14 protein-coding genes are annotated in these 16,307 nt (G+C 45.5%); 9 read left to right on the plus strand and 5 right to left on the minus strand.

Annotation, left to right across the window (positions count from 1 at the left end; translation table 11 throughout):
* Nucleotides 1-26: 26 nt before the first annotated feature.
* From hisS to QUB14_RS10215, 4 genes are all read left to right on the plus strand, one after another.
* Complete coding sequence (gene hisS / locus QUB14_RS10200) at nucleotides 27-1,301, plus strand: histidine--tRNA ligase (RefSeq protein WP_333216733.1); 1,275 nt, start codon at nucleotides 27-29, stop codon at nucleotides 1,299-1,301.
* A 138-nt stretch (nucleotides 1,302-1,439) separates the two neighbouring features.
* Nucleotides 1,440-2,210, plus strand: a complete 771-nt coding sequence (locus QUB14_RS10205; protein WP_333216735.1) for a Uma2 family endonuclease — start codon at nucleotides 1,440-1,442, stop codon at nucleotides 2,208-2,210.
* A 96-nt stretch (nucleotides 2,211-2,306) separates the two neighbouring features.
* On the plus strand, nucleotides 2,307-3,440 hold the full coding sequence (locus tag QUB14_RS10210; RefSeq protein WP_333216737.1) for a DNA cytosine methyltransferase: 1,134 nt from the start codon (nucleotides 2,307-2,309) through the stop codon (nucleotides 3,438-3,440).
* An 80-nt stretch (nucleotides 3,441-3,520) separates the two neighbouring features.
* Nucleotides 3,521-4,168 carry a hypothetical protein gene (locus QUB14_RS10215; RefSeq protein WP_333216739.1) on the plus strand — a complete coding sequence of 216 codons (648 nt, stop codon included), beginning with the start codon at nucleotides 3,521-3,523 and terminating at the stop codon, nucleotides 4,166-4,168.
* Nucleotides 4,169-4,219: 51 nt separating this feature from the next.
* Here QUB14_RS10215 and QUB14_RS10220 read toward each other — a convergent pair whose 3' ends face one another.
* Together QUB14_RS10220 and QUB14_RS10225 are read right to left on the minus strand one after the other, a co-directional pair.
* Nucleotides 4,220-5,431, minus strand: coding sequence for a class I SAM-dependent methyltransferase (locus tag QUB14_RS10220; protein ID WP_333216741.1), 1,212 nt, complete (start codon nucleotides 5,429-5,431; stop codon nucleotides 4,220-4,222).
* Nucleotides 5,432-5,664: 233 nt separating this feature from the next.
* A complete protein-coding gene (locus QUB14_RS10225; RefSeq protein ID WP_006633911.1) occupies nucleotides 5,665-6,849 on the minus strand; it encodes an NAD(P)H-quinone oxidoreductase subunit H in 1,185 nt (394 codons plus the stop codon).
* A 58-nt stretch (nucleotides 6,850-6,907) separates the two neighbouring features.
* Between QUB14_RS10225 and rsmH the strand changes: the two genes are divergently transcribed.
* The 3 genes from rsmH to QUB14_RS10240 all read left to right on the plus strand — a co-directional run bounded on the left by rsmH (nucleotide 6,908) and on the right by QUB14_RS10240 (nucleotide 10,971).
* Entirely contained in the window at nucleotides 6,908-7,810 is a 903-nt protein-coding gene (gene rsmH, locus QUB14_RS10230) for a 16S rRNA (cytosine(1402)-N(4))-methyltransferase RsmH (RefSeq protein WP_333216744.1), read from the plus strand.
* Nucleotides 7,811-8,378: 568 nt separating this feature from the next.
* Nucleotides 8,379-10,052, plus strand: a complete 1,674-nt coding sequence (locus QUB14_RS10235; protein ID WP_333216746.1) for a SpoIIE family protein phosphatase — start codon at nucleotides 8,379-8,381, stop codon at nucleotides 10,050-10,052.
* 496 nt (nucleotides 10,053-10,548) lie between these two features.
* Nucleotides 10,549-10,971, plus strand: a complete 423-nt coding sequence (locus tag QUB14_RS10240; RefSeq protein WP_006633914.1) for an ATP-binding protein — start codon at nucleotides 10,549-10,551, stop codon at nucleotides 10,969-10,971.
* 481 nt (nucleotides 10,972-11,452) lie between these two features.
* Here the strand turns inward: QUB14_RS10240 and QUB14_RS10245 are convergent, their stop codons facing one another.
* Together QUB14_RS10245 and QUB14_RS10250 are read right to left on the minus strand one after the other, a co-directional pair.
* On the minus strand, nucleotides 11,453-11,878 hold the full coding sequence (locus QUB14_RS10245) for a nuclear transport factor 2 family protein (protein ID WP_333216749.1): 426 nt from the start codon (nucleotides 11,876-11,878) through the stop codon (nucleotides 11,453-11,455).
* Nucleotides 11,879-12,225: 347 nt separating this feature from the next.
* On the minus strand, nucleotides 12,226-13,188 hold the full coding sequence (locus QUB14_RS10250) for an orange carotenoid protein N-terminal domain-containing protein (protein WP_190661835.1): 963 nt from the start codon (nucleotides 13,186-13,188) through the stop codon (nucleotides 12,226-12,228).
* A gap of 278 nt (nucleotides 13,189-13,466) precedes the next feature.
* On the opposite strand from QUB14_RS10250, the gene queG reads away from it, so the two are divergent.
* Nucleotides 13,467-14,432: a tRNA epoxyqueuosine(34) reductase QueG gene (gene queG, locus QUB14_RS10255; RefSeq protein ID WP_333216751.1), complete on the plus strand. Its 966-nt coding sequence runs from the start codon at nucleotides 13,467-13,469 to the stop codon at nucleotides 14,430-14,432.
* Between the two features lie 176 nt (nucleotides 14,433-14,608).
* Nucleotides 14,609-15,247 carry an HAD-IA family hydrolase gene (locus QUB14_RS10260; protein ID WP_333216754.1) on the plus strand — a complete coding sequence of 213 codons (639 nt, stop codon included), beginning with the start codon at nucleotides 14,609-14,611 and terminating at the stop codon, nucleotides 15,245-15,247.
* A gap of 151 nt (nucleotides 15,248-15,398) precedes the next feature.
* Here QUB14_RS10260 and QUB14_RS10265 read toward each other — a convergent pair whose 3' ends face one another.
* The gene (locus QUB14_RS10265; protein ID WP_333216756.1) at nucleotides 15,399-16,226 is read right to left on the minus strand and encodes an SWIM zinc finger family protein; all 828 of its coding nucleotides are present in this window, start codon (nucleotides 16,224-16,226) and stop codon (nucleotides 15,399-15,401) included.
* Nucleotides 16,227-16,307: the final 81 nt, after the last annotated feature.

Here is a 16,307-nt window from a genome sequence, read left to right on the forward strand (position 1 = left end):
CTGCCAACTGACAACTGACTAACAAAATGAGTGCAATTAAAACTTTACCGGGAACGCGGGATATTTTGCCCGCTGAAATTCAATATTGGCAAAATATAGAAGAAGTCGCTAGAACCATTTTAAAAAAAGCGGCTTATCGAGAAATTCGGACGCCAATTTTTGAACAGACATCTTTATTTGAACGCGGCATCGGCGAAGCTACCGATGTTGTGGGCAAAGAAATGTACACTTTTAAGGATAAGGGCGATCGCTCGACTACTTTGCGTCCAGAAGGCACCGCCGGAGTAGTCCGAGCTTTTATTCAAAACAGTTTGTACGCAGCAGGAGACGTGCAGCGTCTGTGGTATGCTGGGCCGATGTTTCGCTACGAACGCGCGCAAGAAGGAAGACAGCGGCAGTTCAATCAAATTGGCGTGGAAGTCTTGGGGAGTGCGAATCCTCGTGCGGATGTCGAAGTAATTGCGATCGCCTGCGACATCCTGCAAACCCTCGGTTTAAAAAATTTGCGCCTCGATATTAATTCTGTCGGAAATAAGCAAGACAGACAAAATTATCGGCAAGCTTTGATCGATTATTTTACACCGCACAAAGACGAATTAGATGCGGATTCTCAAGACCGCTTGACTCGCAATCCGCTGCGGATATTGGACAGCAAAAATCAGCGTACTCAAGAAATTGTAGCTGGTGCGCCTAGCATTTTAGAATATTTGGGAGAGGAATCGCGAGATCACTTCGAGCAAGTGCAGCTTATGCTCACAAATTTAGGAATTAGCTATCAGTTAAATCCCAGATTAGTGCGCGGTTTAGATTACTATACCTATACCGCTTTTGAAATTATATCCGACGATTTGGGAGCGCAAGCAACTGTTTGCGGAGGCGGTCGCTACGACGGTTTAGTCAAGGAACTGGGCGGCCCAGATACGGCGGCAGTCGGTTGGGCAATGGGTATAGAACGATTGATTATCCTGCTGCAAAAGTTGCAACCTTTGCCCGTGCCGAAGTTGGATTTTTATTTAGTCTCCAGGGGCGAGAAAGCTGAACAGCAATCGGTATTGTTAGCTCAAAAATTGCGAAGTGCGGGGTTTAGTGTAGAGATAGATTTGAGTGCTAGTGCTTTCGGGAAACAGTTTAAAAGAGCTGACAGAAGCGGTGCAGTTGGGTGTTTAGTTTTGGGAGATGCGGAAGCTGAAAACGAGACGGTACAATTGAAGTGGTTGGCGAGTGGTGAACAAAGTGCGATCGCGCAATCAGAACTACTAGCAATGACCACCGAACTACAGCAGAAAATTAACAACCCTTAAAACTCTCGGTTCCTCGTTACCAGGCTCTGCCCGGTAACGCATATCCAGAGGCTCTGCCTCGTCATTAAGCCATTAACATTAATCCCAAAAACCAAGAGATATAATTTAAGCATTAAAACATTTAACCTCTGATAAACTATGTCTGTAGCAGCTAAAAACCTAGAAACAAAACTCACAATCACCTGGCCGCTACTACCAGAAGATTTTCAACTACCAGACGACCCCGTAGAAGACAAAAGCCAACCATTATTAGCCGCCGCTTTGCGCCAGCCGCTAACAGCATTTCCTGAATTAATGCAGGATGCCTTAATTGTTTCCAACTTTGCCTTGTGTGCCGGAATTAGTTTCCCCGGTTCAACCAGCGACGAACAGCGTATTATCTGCAAAGCACCCGATTGGATGTACGTGAAACCCGTCAATCCAAAAAATGTCTCGCAAGTTCGCCGCAGTTACACGCCACACACAGAAGGAACCATCCCCCAAATTGTGATGGAATTTCTTTCAGAAACCTATGGAGAAGAATACTCCGTTGAATTTACCTCGCGGGTGGGAAAGTGGTATTTTTACGAGCAAGTAATCAAAGTCCCCAGATACGTCATATTCCGAGCAAAAACAGCTCATTTAGAAGTTTACGCTTTAGAATCAGATCACTACAACTTGCAAAAACCCGATGAAAACGGACGTTATTGGATACCGGGATTAGACTTATTTTTAGGAGTTTGGGAAGGAACCCACGAAGGGAGAACAGGCTGTTGGTTGAGATGGTGGGATGCAGAAGGCGAGTTGTTGCTGTGGTCGGAAGAACGAGTAGAACAAGAACGCCAGCGGGGCGATCGCGAAAGACTCCGCGCTGAAAAATTGGCCGAAAAACTGCGTCAAGCTGGGATCGAGTTAGATGATGAAGAGTGAAATATCAATTGATGAGTCGAGTTCGATCGGGTTTTGGTATGATGACACTCTTGTGGTGCGGGCATCCAGCCCGCCCTTGGCTAACTTTACACTCCTATGTTAATCGAACGTCTCCAGCCGATCGCCTGGACAAAAAAACCGCGACTCATATCCTTATTTTCTGGTTGCGGCGGCATGGATTTGCCATTCCACCAAGCCGGATTTGAGGTAGTTTGGGCGATCGACTCCAATCAATACGCCTGCAAAACATTCAGGAGAAACATCGCCGATGTCATCCTCAACGACAGCATAGAAAATATAGACATTGGACAAGTTCCCGAAGCGGAAATATGTATAGGAGGGTTCCCCTGTCAAGATTTCTCCCTAATTTGGAAACGTCCCGGACTTGAAGGAACCAGAGGTAATTTATATACATATTTTCTCGATTTTGTCAATAAAAAAAAGCCCAAAGCTTTTGTAGCAGAAAATGTTAAAGGCTTATTAAGTGCCAATAATTATCAAGCAATAAAACAAATAATTTCTGACTTTGAAAGTATCGCTCCAGGCTACTTAGTTAAACCTAAACTTTACAACTTTGCTGATTACGGAGTTCCGCAATTTCGCCAAAGAGTGTTATTAGTTGGCATTCGGATGGATACAGGATTTAACTTTGTGCATCCTCAGCCAGAATACGGTCAAGAGCGCAAAAATCCTTATCGAACTGCGGGCGAAGCACTCAAAAATGTGGAAGCAGTTCTTGACAATAACAAACATCATAAAATTCAAGCCCGCACCGTTGAAATTTTAAATCGAATTAAACCGGGAGGCAATTTCTCTGATATTCCCAAGGATAGTCCATACTATGTCAAAGGCATGATCAGTCACGTTTATCGGCGAATTCATCCAGATAAACCATCATCAACAATCATTGCTGGTGGAGGTGGCGGAACTTGGGGTTATCATTATTTAGAACCGCGTTCTTTGACAAATCGTGAAAGGGCAAGATTGCAAACATTTCCCGATGATTTTGTTTTTGAAGGTTCTACTACTGAAGTGCGGCGGCAGATTGGCAATGCAGTGCCGCCGCAGGGAATCGCTGCTGTTGTGGAGTCTTTGATTCCGTTATTTAAGGGGGATTATCCCCAAGTTAATTTATATGAAATGAGTAAAAAGTTGCAGGGGATGTCTATTCAAGAACGATTAAAATGGGCTGAATCCGAGGGATTCGAGCAGAGTTTGCAGTTAATTTGAAATGGGGCGGTAGATAGGAAGCTTAAGATTAGCTTTTTATTGGTTTATGATTAAATAAAATACATCAGGATGGAAAGTCAATGATCAAGTTTGACAGAGGTCATTACACCGATTTTAAATTGCCCAGCAACTCAACTATTCCCGAGCAATTACAGCAAACACTTCAGAGGGTTTGGGACAGAAAATATGACGATTTATACGAACGAGGTGGAAAGTGCAATGTAGAAGAAGCTTTTGTAGAAGTAATGACAGCCTTTGGAATGCCTAATGATGAAATATCCCATCAGCGATACGTCTATATGGCTTATGGAATTGCATTAGCAGCTAAACCGACTATTAAACATTACTTTCCTGAAGAACACAAAGCTGATATCGTTGAAGCAATTGTATCTTGTTGGCTGAAGGATGGTTGTAAAATCCCAGAAACTTGGGCTGATACGTTGTTTCCTAATATTAACAAAATAGGAAAATATCAAGCTAGTAACGAAGCTTATAATATCTTCTACGGCTTGCTGCAAACACTCAACACCAAAACAGCCTATAAGGCAATTTTGGATATTTTGTATGATGCCATTACCGGGGATGCAATTTCTGGTTTTGCTGCGGCTCAACGAGATATGTTTAATTGGTGGCTAATTGAGGTGATTCCGGCTGCTTATTGTTTAAAGCTGCCATCTACTTTATATTCGGGAAAATGGGAATTTCCGCCACTGAGTCAGTGCGTTTAAGTGATGACAAAAGTAATTGGAAAAGAGTGCGTGTTGCTGATTGTAGTTAACTTAAGGCACCATCAAACCCTTCAGAATTCTCCCCTTTTCCTCCTCCCTCAACCCCTTCGACTGCACCAAAACCCCAAAACCCCCCAAACCCATCGGATCGATCAATTGATGCAAAGCCTCCCGTCGCCGCAAAAACGTTGCCAAATCCAATACTTCGGCATCATTTGTAGACAGAGAAGCAATACGATCGCCCAAACCCAACGCCATCAAAAACAAAGCCTGCTGAGTAAACCCTACCACATCCAAACCGCACAATTCACCCTGCCTTTCCAGCGCCGTAAAATTAACATGAGCCGTTAAATCCTGCCGCCCCACATTAATATAAGGATTATTGTGATATCGGTGCAGATAATAACACTGTAGCGTCCCCTCCCTGCGCCTCGGATTGTAATAGCGGTGCGCCGGATAACCGTAATCAATAGTTAACAAATATCCCCGCTGCAACTTTTGAGCAACTGTACTCATCCAGTCCAAAGCCGCCAAATTCACCTCACTGCGATAACCATCCCCGTACACACTCGCCGACAAATCGATGCTTACAAAATCCAAATATTGGACAATTTTAGGTGTGGAAACTTCGCCAATTACTTCAACAAAGTTTATCTCTTTTTGTTCATTTTGGGGGGTGTCTGCGGCAACGTAAATCTCCCTAAGTTGCCCTGATTCCAGAATGAATTGATGCACGGGAAAAGCATCCACTAACTCGTTAGAAAAGAAACAACCGATTATTGAATTATTAACTATCTCATCCCACTTGCACCACTTAACGCACTTGATATCACTTAAGCTTTGGCGTTGTTCCGCTTGAAGTCTTGGCGAAATTTCAACAATTATGTATGTTAAATTTTTAAATAAGTCGGGATGTTGCCGTTGCAGATATTGCAGTACATTAGCTGCAAAAGTTCCCCGCCCAGCGCCCATTTCTACGATCGCGAAGTTTTGAGGGCGATCGAGAATTTGCCACATTTCCACAAACTGCTCTGCCAAAACCTCCGCAAAATCAGCACTCCAATGAGGCGACGTGATAAAATCGCCTTGTTTGCCGATCGACGGGCGATCGCTATTATAATATCCGTGCTGCGGATGATATAATGCCAAATCCATATATTCAGCAAAAGTAATACGCTGCTGGGGACTGGCGGCAATTCTTTCGCAGATTAAAGCGCAGAGTTCCCAGTTGCTGTCATTGATATCTGATTGCTGAACTTTCATAATTTATCGAATCAAAGTTGATGTTATTTCATTTGTGAAGAATAGATTTTTTTTATTAACCGCAGAGGGCGCAGAGGGCACAGAGGAAGAGAGAAGAGAGAAATAAGGTACATGGTAGCGACGTTAACAGCAAAATTAATCGATATCTATCCGCGTTTATCTGCGGTTCAAAAAAAATCAACCCGGTTCCAGAAAAAAACCGGGTTAAATTCTCAAATAAAAACCGACAAAATCTACCTGTCAACCGAGCCCATAATAATGTCGATACTACCCAAAATTGCCACCAAATCCGCAATCTTCACACCGCGCACAATGTGAGGCAAAATCTGCAAATTATTAAAATCCGCAGTCCGAATCTTCCAGCGCCAGGGAAACACAGTATCATCCCCGATAATATAAATCCCCAACTCACCCTTGCCGCTTTCAACGCGGACATAATGTTCGCCCTTGGGAATCTTAAAAGTCGGCGCAACTTTTTTGCCAATAAACTGATAGTCAAAACCATTCCATTCAGATTTTGGCCCGCTTTCTAAGCGCTTGGCTTCCAAATTCTCGTAAGAGCCACCGGGGAGTCCTTTCAAGGCTTGATAGATAATCTTAACCGACTCGCGCATCTCCCGAATCCGCACCACATACCGGGCCAAACAATCGCCAGCAGCTTCGGTACAAACTTCCCAGTCGAAGTCGTCGTAACATTCGTAATGGTCAACTTTCCGCAAATCCCACTTAACGCCGGAAGCGCGCAACATCGGGCCGGAAAGTCCCCAGTTAATCGCTTCTTCGCGAGAAATAGTACCCAGGCCTTCAATCCGGCGGCGGAAGATTGGGTTGTTGGTAATTAAACGTTCGTACTCGTCAATTTTGGGAACGAAATAATCGCAGTAATCTTGGCACTTATCTACCCAACCGTAGGGCAAATCTGCCGCAACTCCGCCGATGCGGAAATAGTTATTGTTCACCATGCGATAACCTGTGGCTGCTTCCCACAAGTCTAAAATCATCTCGCGATCGCGCATAGTATAGAAAAAAGGAGTTTGCGCCCCCACGTCCGCCAAAAACGGCCCCAACCACAACAAATGGTTAGCAATCCGGTTCAACTCCAGCATGATTACGCGAATGTAACTCGCCCGTCTGGGGACAGCAATATTCGCCAACTTTTCCGGTGCATTGACTGTCACCGCTTCGTTAAACATCCCCTCGGCATAGTCCCAGCGGCTCACGTAGGGCACGTACATCACGTTGGTGCGATTTTCGGCAATTTTTTCCATCCCCCGGTGCAGATAGCCCAAAACTGGCTCGCAGTCCACCACATCTTCCCCGTCCAGGGTGACAATTAACCGGAGTACCCCGTGCATGGAAGGGTGGTGCGGCCCCATGTTGAGCACCATCGGTTCGGTTCTAGTCTCAATTCTTGACATAATTAAATGAATTAATGATTACTGGCTATTGTTGATTTTTGTTTGGCTGTTATAGATTATGAAGGATATCGAGCTCTGTGAGAAGGATACCCCTGGATCGGATGTCAGTATTGACACCTATCACGTTCCTGTTTTGGGTCAAGAATTAATTGCGGGTTTGGCTGTGCGTCCAGGCGGCCGCTATTTGGACGCGACGCTTGGGGGCGGCGGACACACGAGTTTGATTTTAGCTGCGGCGCCAGATGTTACAGTGGTGGCGATCGACCGCGATGAACAAGCCATCCGTTTTTGCCAAGCCAGATTTGCCAACTCGCCCGTTGAGTTTTGGCACGGCAACTTTGCTGAATATCAGTCCTCAGAAGCCGAATTTGATGGTATCATAGCAGACTTGGGCGTCAGCTCTGCTCAGTTCGATACACCGGAACGAGGATTTAGTTTTCGCCACCCAGCTCAACTAGATATGCGTATGAACCAGCAGCAATCTTTGACGGCAGAAGAGATTATCAACCACTGGGAAGAAGTTAAACTAGCAGATATTATTTACAAGTACGGCGAGGAGCGGCTGTCGCGGCGCATCGCGAGGCGGATTGTGCAAGGGCGTCCTTTTCAAACTACAACAGAACTTGCAGGGGCGATCGCCTCCAGCTTCCCCCCCAAGCAGCGCAACGGCAGAATTCATCCGGCCACCCGCACCTTCCAAGCTTTAAGGATAGCTGTCAACTCTGAACTCGCTTCTTTAGAAACTTTCCTCCACCAAGCGCCTGGGTGGTTAAAACCAGGTGGGAGAATCGGAATCATTACATTTCACAGTCTGGAAGACCGACCAGTCAAGCACCAACTCAGAGGAACACCCAATTTGCAGGTACTGACAAAAAAGCCGATCGGGCCACAATCCGAAGAAGTAGCTAGAAATCCCCGCTCTCGTTCTGCTAAGCTCAGACTGGCAGAAAGATTAACTTGATTCCGCAGTCGTAGTAATATGCTTGCTGCAAAAAGTTCAGAGATTAGGGGGACTTGAATGCAGCAATCAAGTGCGATTCGGCAAAGATGTAGGGAATAGCGCCAACAACCCACCACTAACCCTCCGGGTACAGTGCGGTCTGAAATACAGCCGGTGTTGACCAGACTTAGGTAGCCATACCTGCGTTAGTAGTAAGTGTTAAAATTCACACCGAGGACAGTGCCCAGCTAGTTAAGAACTCTGCAATCAGAGCATTAATTAGCCGTTTTGAATGCTGGTGTGTTTAGAAAAGTACCGACTGCTAACAAGGTCATTGCTCGTATCACAGCGTGAAAGCTGACTCGGGAATTTTCCCTATTGAAGCGGCCTACCGAGGCGGGTTACAGTATCGAAAGCCTCTCATCTGTTGTGCGAACAGATGGTGCGAAAGGAATGCTCACCTTGAGGTAAAACGGGTTTCTTTAACTCAACTTGACGTAACTGATATGTTGCATATATCCAGCCCCCCTTTTCCTCCCGCCACCTTGCTGATTACAGCTATGGTGGGGGTTTTCAAGGGGGAAGAAAGATGAGTCGGGGAGATGGAAGCAAGCTGAAACTGATGGTAGTCGATGACGAACCCGACAACTTGGATTTATTGTACCGGACGTTTCGACGCGACTTTCAGGTTTACAAAGCAGATAGCGCGCTCAGCGCCCTGGAAGTTCTAGACGAACAGGGCGAGATGGCGGTGATTATATCTGACCAGCGGATGCCAGAAATGAATGGCACCGAGTTTTTGGGGAAAACAGTCGAGCGATTTCCCGATACGATTCGGATTCTGCTAACGGGATACACCGATGTTGAAGATTTGGTTGAGGCCATCAACTCAGGTCAAGTTTTCAAATACATCACCAAACCGTGGAATCCAGAAGAACTCAAATTGGTGATCAATCAAGCCTCAGAAACTTACAAATACTACAAGCAGCGCAGCGTTGCATTGCGCCGCGCTTTACGCAAGGAATCTCTTTTCAATGAGGTAATGAGCGTCATTCGCGGGTCGCTAGATTACTCTAGTATGGTACAAACTATTGTTCAAACCGTAGGTCAAACTTTTGAAGCCAACTATTGTATGCTGCGGCCGGTAGAGAGCGATCGACTATTGCCGAGTACCTTCCCCTACCAAGCCCACACCGACGATGCCAGTACCTTTTCTTTTGATGAAAATTTGCTGGTTCAAGCTGTAGCCACCCGCCAAACTCAAGTGAACTCTAACAGTGGGGGGCATGGTAGCTCGGTTGAGATTGCCGTGCCCCTGACTTACCAGCAAGAATTGCTGGCGGTACTGGCTTTGTCCCAGATTGGCGGCACTAACCCTTGGTCGGCAGAAGATATAGAGTTAATAGAAGGTGTAGCAGCTCAAGCTGCTCTCGCCCTGTCTCAAGCTAAGCTCTACCAGCGCACTCTGGATTTAGCCAAGCAGATGCAAAACGAGTTGGAAGTGGCTCGCCAAATCCAAACAAACTTGTTGCGCCAAAGTTGGCCGGATTTTGAAACTGTCAGGGTGCAAGCTTGCTGTTATCCCGCGCGGGAAGTTGGGGGCGACTTTTTTGAAGTTTACGTCCACTCCCAAGGGGATATTTGGATAGCGGTGGGAGATGTTTCGGGTAAGGGAGTTCCGGCTGCTCTATTTATGGCGAGCGCGATTTCGGTGATGCGGCGGGAACTTTCCCAAGAAGTTTCTCCAGAGCCCGCTCAAGTTATGCAGAACATGAATAGCAGTATGTCTGACGACCTGATCGGGAACAACCATTTTATTACAATGGTTGTAGCTCGTTACACTCCGTCAACGGGACACCTCGCGTTTGCTAATGCCGGTCACATTTACCCGATTGTTTGGTCTCACTCGGAGGTGAAAGCTCAAGCAGCTAGCGGTAAAACGCCAGCCGAGCCGAATTTCCTGAAAGCTCGTGGCATTCCTTTGGGGATACTACCAGTTTGGAGAGGCAAAGCAGGTACGATCGAATTAAAGTCAGGAGATGTATTTCTGCTGACGAGTGACGGAATTACTGAAGCAAGCGTGACCACTGAAGCGGTCGCAGGGGGTGTACCAACCCGTTCTATGCTACAACAAGAAGGGCTTTGGCAACTCTTGATTCAGGAACCTGGTTCTTTCAACTTGGACAATTTGTTGGCTCACATCCGAGCCGACAATCCCGTTCAGGAAGACGACCAAACCATACTCTCTCTGGAGGTTCTTTGAATCTGTCAGCGACTCCCGGCGCATAGTCGGGGGTGAGAGCCGAAAAAACTTAAGCCCTGCTGGTTGACGGCCCACAGAGTAGTCCTGCAAAGGACGGCGTTATCGTCAACAGTAAAAAACCTAGCCGGCGATGGCGCAGCTAGTTTCCTGAATCGCTTTCCTGGGGGATTAAACACCTGTAAAAGGTTAACGTAGAAGGCATTCGTGAGAAAAAACCAACGCTTAAAAGCCAAGGATTGAAACACAGATTTTTTATACCTCGCTGCTTGCAGTCTCGGTATAATTATCAATTGTTAATGGGCTTTAGGCCCATAACTAAAGTTTTCAAATATACTCTTAACCTCTGCCTTCTACCGAATCATGAATGCCTAATTTTTAAACAGAAAAGGCTGTTATCCCCCGAGTAGCGACAAGTATTGAGGCCGAATCCATTCGGCGCGTCGTGTTTCATACCTGGTGTGAAGACACAGGGTTTTCAAACTTACGGGATTTTTTTATGAATACTGAGCTTCATGTGCCAAGCGACTTGCGATTTTTAACAATTGTTGAAAATTGGTTGCTGAGCAGTTTGGAAGTAGAGCTAGGAGAGCACGTCGATTGGCCACGTCAGTCGAATCGTTTGCGCTTGGTGTTAGCAGAAGCCTATTCTAACGTGATCCGCCATGCTCACAAAGATCAACCCAATTTGCCCGTGTTAATTCGTTTGAATTTAAAAAATAGGGATATTGGTTTAGAAATTTGGGATTACGGTAAAGGTTACGAAATGGATACTTACAATCCCCCGAGGCCGGAAGCTAAACAGGAAAGCGGCTACGGCTGGCTGATTATGAGCAGACTTATGGATCGGGTGGACTACACTTTGCAAATAGACGGTCGCAACTGTCTAAAGTTGGAAGCGAGTTTGCCGGAAAAATCTTAATTAGTGCTTAGTCATTAGTCATGAGTGATTAGTGATTGGCAATGCACTTTTTGACTCGCTTTGGCTGTCTGTCGCACGCTGCGGTGACAGCCACTTTGTCGTTCCGTATCGTCGGCCCAACGCGAGACTGTAAGATTGTAGGAATACAGTCCCGATCGCACAAATACCGAAGAAACGGGATTTTTATACCGTGAGTGGCACTTCACCAAAGATTTGCATAAAAACCCGGTTTCTGCCTCATTCTTGCCAGAAAAAGCCGATTAACCTGTCGATCGCACGATTTTAGCTATTACGTGCGATCGACAGGTCAAACCCAAATATAGCAATCCTAAATGATTTGTGTAATTCTTGTAGGGGCAAACCCCCCGTGGTTGCCCCGATGCAGGCTGGGGTAGGCACGGGGGCACTACCCCTACATATTTTTACAACTGATTTAGGATTGCTATAGGCAATTTAAATGTGAAACACCTTATCAAACATCTTATTTCTTATGTGACCGCAGATTTAGCAACTCTTGGGGAGAAGCTAACAGTTTGACGGTGACAGAAAGGAGTTTTTGGTCAGAATTGAGCAAGAACAGCCATCCGACATTAACACCAAATGCGGGAGTTTGCACCCGGCCGCTGACCTGAACTTCTACCTTGCCATCTTCTAAAATTTGGCTGACACCTTGCTGGGGTTCGAGCTGCATTCCTCGTGCTTCTTTTTTGAGATAAGTGGCGATCGAGATGCTGCCAATAATTGGCTCTTCAAACGGCGCGTGCAGAACCCCATCATCGGCAAATAAATTAGCCGTCGCTTCAAAATCGCCCGCGTTTAAAGTTTCAAAATATTGCAGTATCCCTGGCATTGTGATGCCTGGAATCTTTATAGAGCTAGTTAAAATAGGTCGAGTTGTTGCGGTCATAAAACAAGTGATTTCAAATGAATGAGTATACTGTAATCATTCTCTTTGTCGCAGCAAATCCCTCAAAAGATATAAGTAGGGGTAGGAAAATAATTCTCCGAAAAAAGGAGGAACCGGGAACCGGAGAGCGTCGAGCGCAGCTTTCAAAGCGATCGACCAAAATCAATACTACTGTCAAAAAATACAAGTGTAGCCAAGCTGCAAACCCTGATACCATCAGTCATTTTCCATCCTTCAATTCTTGAAGATAAAATTTAAAATCTAAAATCTAAAATGATAGAAACCCAGACACCTAATGGCATCTGGGTTTCTGGGCAAGCCTGTTTAACAGAGCCAACAAGAAGATTCTATTGGCGGATCAAATTGAGCAATTCCTTAGGAGATGCCAACAAGTCGATCGCCACAAAGAAAATTTGACCTTGGGGATCTAACAAAAACCGCCACGCGATGTTCATTCCCACATTCGCGCCGAACCAGGGAGTTTCGACTTTGCCGGTGACTTTCACTTGGCGGTAGCCATCTTCTGCGGGTTCCGATACGCCTTGCTGGGGCATCATTTTCAGTCCGATGCACTCTTCCCGCATATAGTTGAGGATAGCTTCGCGACCGACGATCGGCTTCTGGAAAGGTGGTTGCAGGGCGCCTTCTTCAGCAAATAAACCGATGGCTGGGGTGAAGTCGAAGGCGTTCATGTAGTCGATGTAGTTGAGGACAGTCTGCTCGCTGATACCCTCAATTTTGGTTTTCACCCGCTCTTCTGGAGCGGTGGGAGTGCTGCGGGGGGCTGAGCGTTTGCCGTACTCTTGGCTAAAAGCAGGGTCATAGCCCATGTTAACTACGGTGTTGCGAAGTACGGTAATTTGCTGACTGGGATCTAGTTTCTTGATGGTTTCTAGAACTGTGGTGGCTTCGGGAGACATTTGATAGCCAGCGGGGATCGGAGCGACAAGGCCCTGTTTCATCAACTGTCCCAACTCGTACCAGAAACCGAGTTTGGTGTTGACGCGCAAGGAAGTGTAAATCCGGCCGATCGTTGTGTCGGCGTTGCTGGCTAGGTCAAACATGGTTTTGCTTTGAGCAGCCGGCGACATTTGCTTGATTTCGCTCAGTATGCCTTCAACAAGCGCCATGCTGGCTACTCCGGGAGCTGCTGGGGTGATGGAAATACCCATTTCGGTGTAGGCATACCAGAGCAAGGCTAGTTGGTCTTCAACGCTGAGTTTGTAAAATGCTTCGGTGGTAGCCGGAACAGCGCTAGCAATCTCCATGTTGGAGAAAATAGATTGAGCTGATTGAATACTAACTGCCATGTGTATGCTGTGGGATTTGTGGTTGTAGCGAGCTACTGGAGTTAGGAAACGTCAAGCTCCCTTGATTAAATTATGTAACGTTTTGTTAAAAATTGCAAATATAAATTACATATAGCTGACTTATAAAATTATGATGAATGGTTTGGTAAATTGCGATCGCCGTCACTAGATTGTGCGCGGAATTAGTTTATTTAGGAAACCGATCGTTAAAAATTGCTTTACATATCATATAAAATCAAAATAGTCAATACAAAAGGTAAATATTTACCTGGTATCAAATGAAAGCGGCAAGTAGCAGCATTTTGGTGAAGCAAAAAGCCCTTGAGTTGGGATTTCACAAAGTCGGGATAGCCTCAAAAGACGCGGATTTCGATCTAGAAAAACAACGATTGCAGGCTTGGCTGGACAAGGGTTATCAGGCGGATATGGCATGGATGGCCAACCCAAAGCGGCAGGATATTCAATTGGTGATGCCAGAGGTGCAGTCCTTAATATGTGTCGCCATCAACTACTACACGCCTCACCAACGCCCCCCGAATCCCCCTTTGGAGGGGAGGGTCGAGCCCGGAGTCGAATATGCTAAAATCTCTCGCTACGGCTGGGGAAGGGATTATCACAAAATCCTGCACAAAAAACTGAAGGTTTTGGCAAATTGGGTGCGATCGCAAGGCGAGGGAATTGAAGCGCGGTATTATGCTGATACCGGGCCTATTCAAGATAAAATGTGGGCACAGCGTGCAGGGATTGGCTGGATTGCCAAAAATGGTAATGTAATTTCGCGCGAATACGGTTCTTGGGTGTTTTTGGGCGAAATCTTGACTAATTTGGAGTTAGCGCCCGATGAACCCCATACGGAACATTGCGGTACTTGTACTCGCTGCATTGAGGCGTGTCCGACGGGGGCAATTACTGAGCCTTTTGTGGTGAATGCCGATCGATGTATAGCTTATCACACGATCGAGAATCGAGCCGAAAAATTGCCCGACGAAATTGCATCTAATTTACAAGGTTGGGTAGCAGGTTGTGATATTTGTCAGGATGTTTGTCCTTGGAATCAGCGATTTGCTAAACCAACTGATGTTGCAGAGTTTGAGCCTTATCCTGAAAATATAGCGCCGACACTTGCAGAATTAGCGGACATTTCCGACGAGGAATGGAACCGCAGATTTACCGCTTCGGCGCTGCGGCGCATTAAACCCGAAATGCTGCGGCGAAATGCCAAAGCCAATCAAATTAACCCTTAAAAGTTGAGATGTTCGTCAGGGTGCTTAGGGGGCACCTTACCCTATAGATAATAACCTTAGGCTATGTACGGCTCGCCAAGAGTGAATACATTATGCAGTAAATCATTTCCCATCTAAAATCTAAAATCTAAAATCTAAAATTTTATGCTCCCCCGTTCCTTATTTGCTATTGTCCAATGACCAAAGTAATTATTTTTGATTTTGACGGTACTTTAGCAGATACAATCGATATTCTTCTGAGCATCACTAACCGTTTGTCAGTAGAATTAGGTTTTAAATCGGCGACCAAAGAGCAAATCGCTCAACTGAGCAATTTAACTTCTTGGCAACTCCTTCAGTATTCGGGCATTTCTATCTTCAAATTCCCGCTGTTGATTAGAATGTTGAAAGCAGAGTTACGCAGCGAAATTCCCAATATTCAATTATTTCCGGGAATTAAAGAAGTTTTACTTGATCTAAAAAAACAGGGATTTCAACTGGGCATTATCACATCTAATTCCCGAGAAAATGTCTTGGCATCGCTGGAAACAAATGGTTTGCAAGACACTTTCACATTTATTTACTCGGGTTCAACTTTTGGGAAACATAAAGTTATTAATAGCTGGCTAACAAGAGAACATATAAATTCTAAACAAGTTGTTTATGTGGGAGATGAGATTAGAGATATAGAAGCTGCTCGAAAAACAGGGATTAAGGTAATTGCTGTAGCTTGGGGTTTTAATTCTCAGGAGGCTTTGGCTGCACACAATCCCGATTTTTTGATTAAACGCCCCCAGGAGTTGATAGAGATTATAAGTAATTTGTGGGAAGTGTAAACTGAAATTGCAAAAAGTAAGACTCGTCGGTTGAAATCTATCCAACACAAACTCTCGTTCCAGGAGAGAGGGACTAAAGAATAAAAGGGGTATGAAAGCCTGATTTGTTAACAGCCAGAGTCCCTCGTATCATCTCTGCGAGTAAATTAGGTTAATCTCCTTCGCCCCGTTTCAGGGCTGCTAAAACGGCTTGCTGGCTAACTGCTTGGTAGATTTTGCTAAAATGCTGCTTGAGTGCGTCAGATGCGGGCGAGGATTTGCTAGCGGTTCCTTTTCCGTCGGTTGCGAGGGGAATTGGACCTAAGATATCTAATACTGTCTCGCTGCTGGGCGGCGGTACAATAACTACTAAAGATGATTCTAGCTGCTGATTGTATTCCCAAAAGCGATCGACCTTCGGCAATTTAGAATTCGCAGTGGGGGCATTTTCGCCGGAGTTGAGTTGGGAATTTTCCTCTCCTTGCGTACCTCGTCTTTGACGAAGTGCTGTCAATATTTGCTCTTTGGTTCTCCCCCGCAATTGAAAGAGTACGAAGGGGTCTTCGCTGAAGCGATCGCCCAATAAGTAGTATACTGCACTGATGTGTTTGCAAGGGTTTTTGGGGTCAGGACAGCTACAGCGCGATCGAATATCAGATAAGCTTAACGGAAATAGCGTTTTGCCTGCTGCTGCAAATACATCTTCAATATTGTGCGGCATTTCTCCTGCTAAGAGTTTAGCTGAAAAAACTGCTCTTTGCGACATATTTTCAATCACATAATCCCAATCTTCATCAGTCAATGTATCCAGTCCTAAAGAAACTTGATAGGGTTTTGGATCGGTTCCTTGAACTATGGCAATTACTTCTTGATTGGGAAATTTAATGCTAAGAACTTTACCTTCGCGCGCGTACTGCCAGCCACGTTCTAAGCGCTTTTTGAAGCGGTAGGTATTGATTAAATCTAACCACTGTTGTGTCCACCATTCTCTGTCAATCATAAGCCGAAGGAAGAAGGAAGAAGGAAGAAGGAAGAAGGAAGAAGGAAGAAAGCTTTAGTTATTGTCGCGAGGGAAGGAAGG

The sequence above is a fragment of the Microcoleus sp. B3-D2 genome, assembly GCF_036705345.1.
Taxonomy (GTDB): Bacteria; Cyanobacteriota; Cyanobacteriia; order Cyanobacteriales; family Microcoleaceae; genus Microcoleus.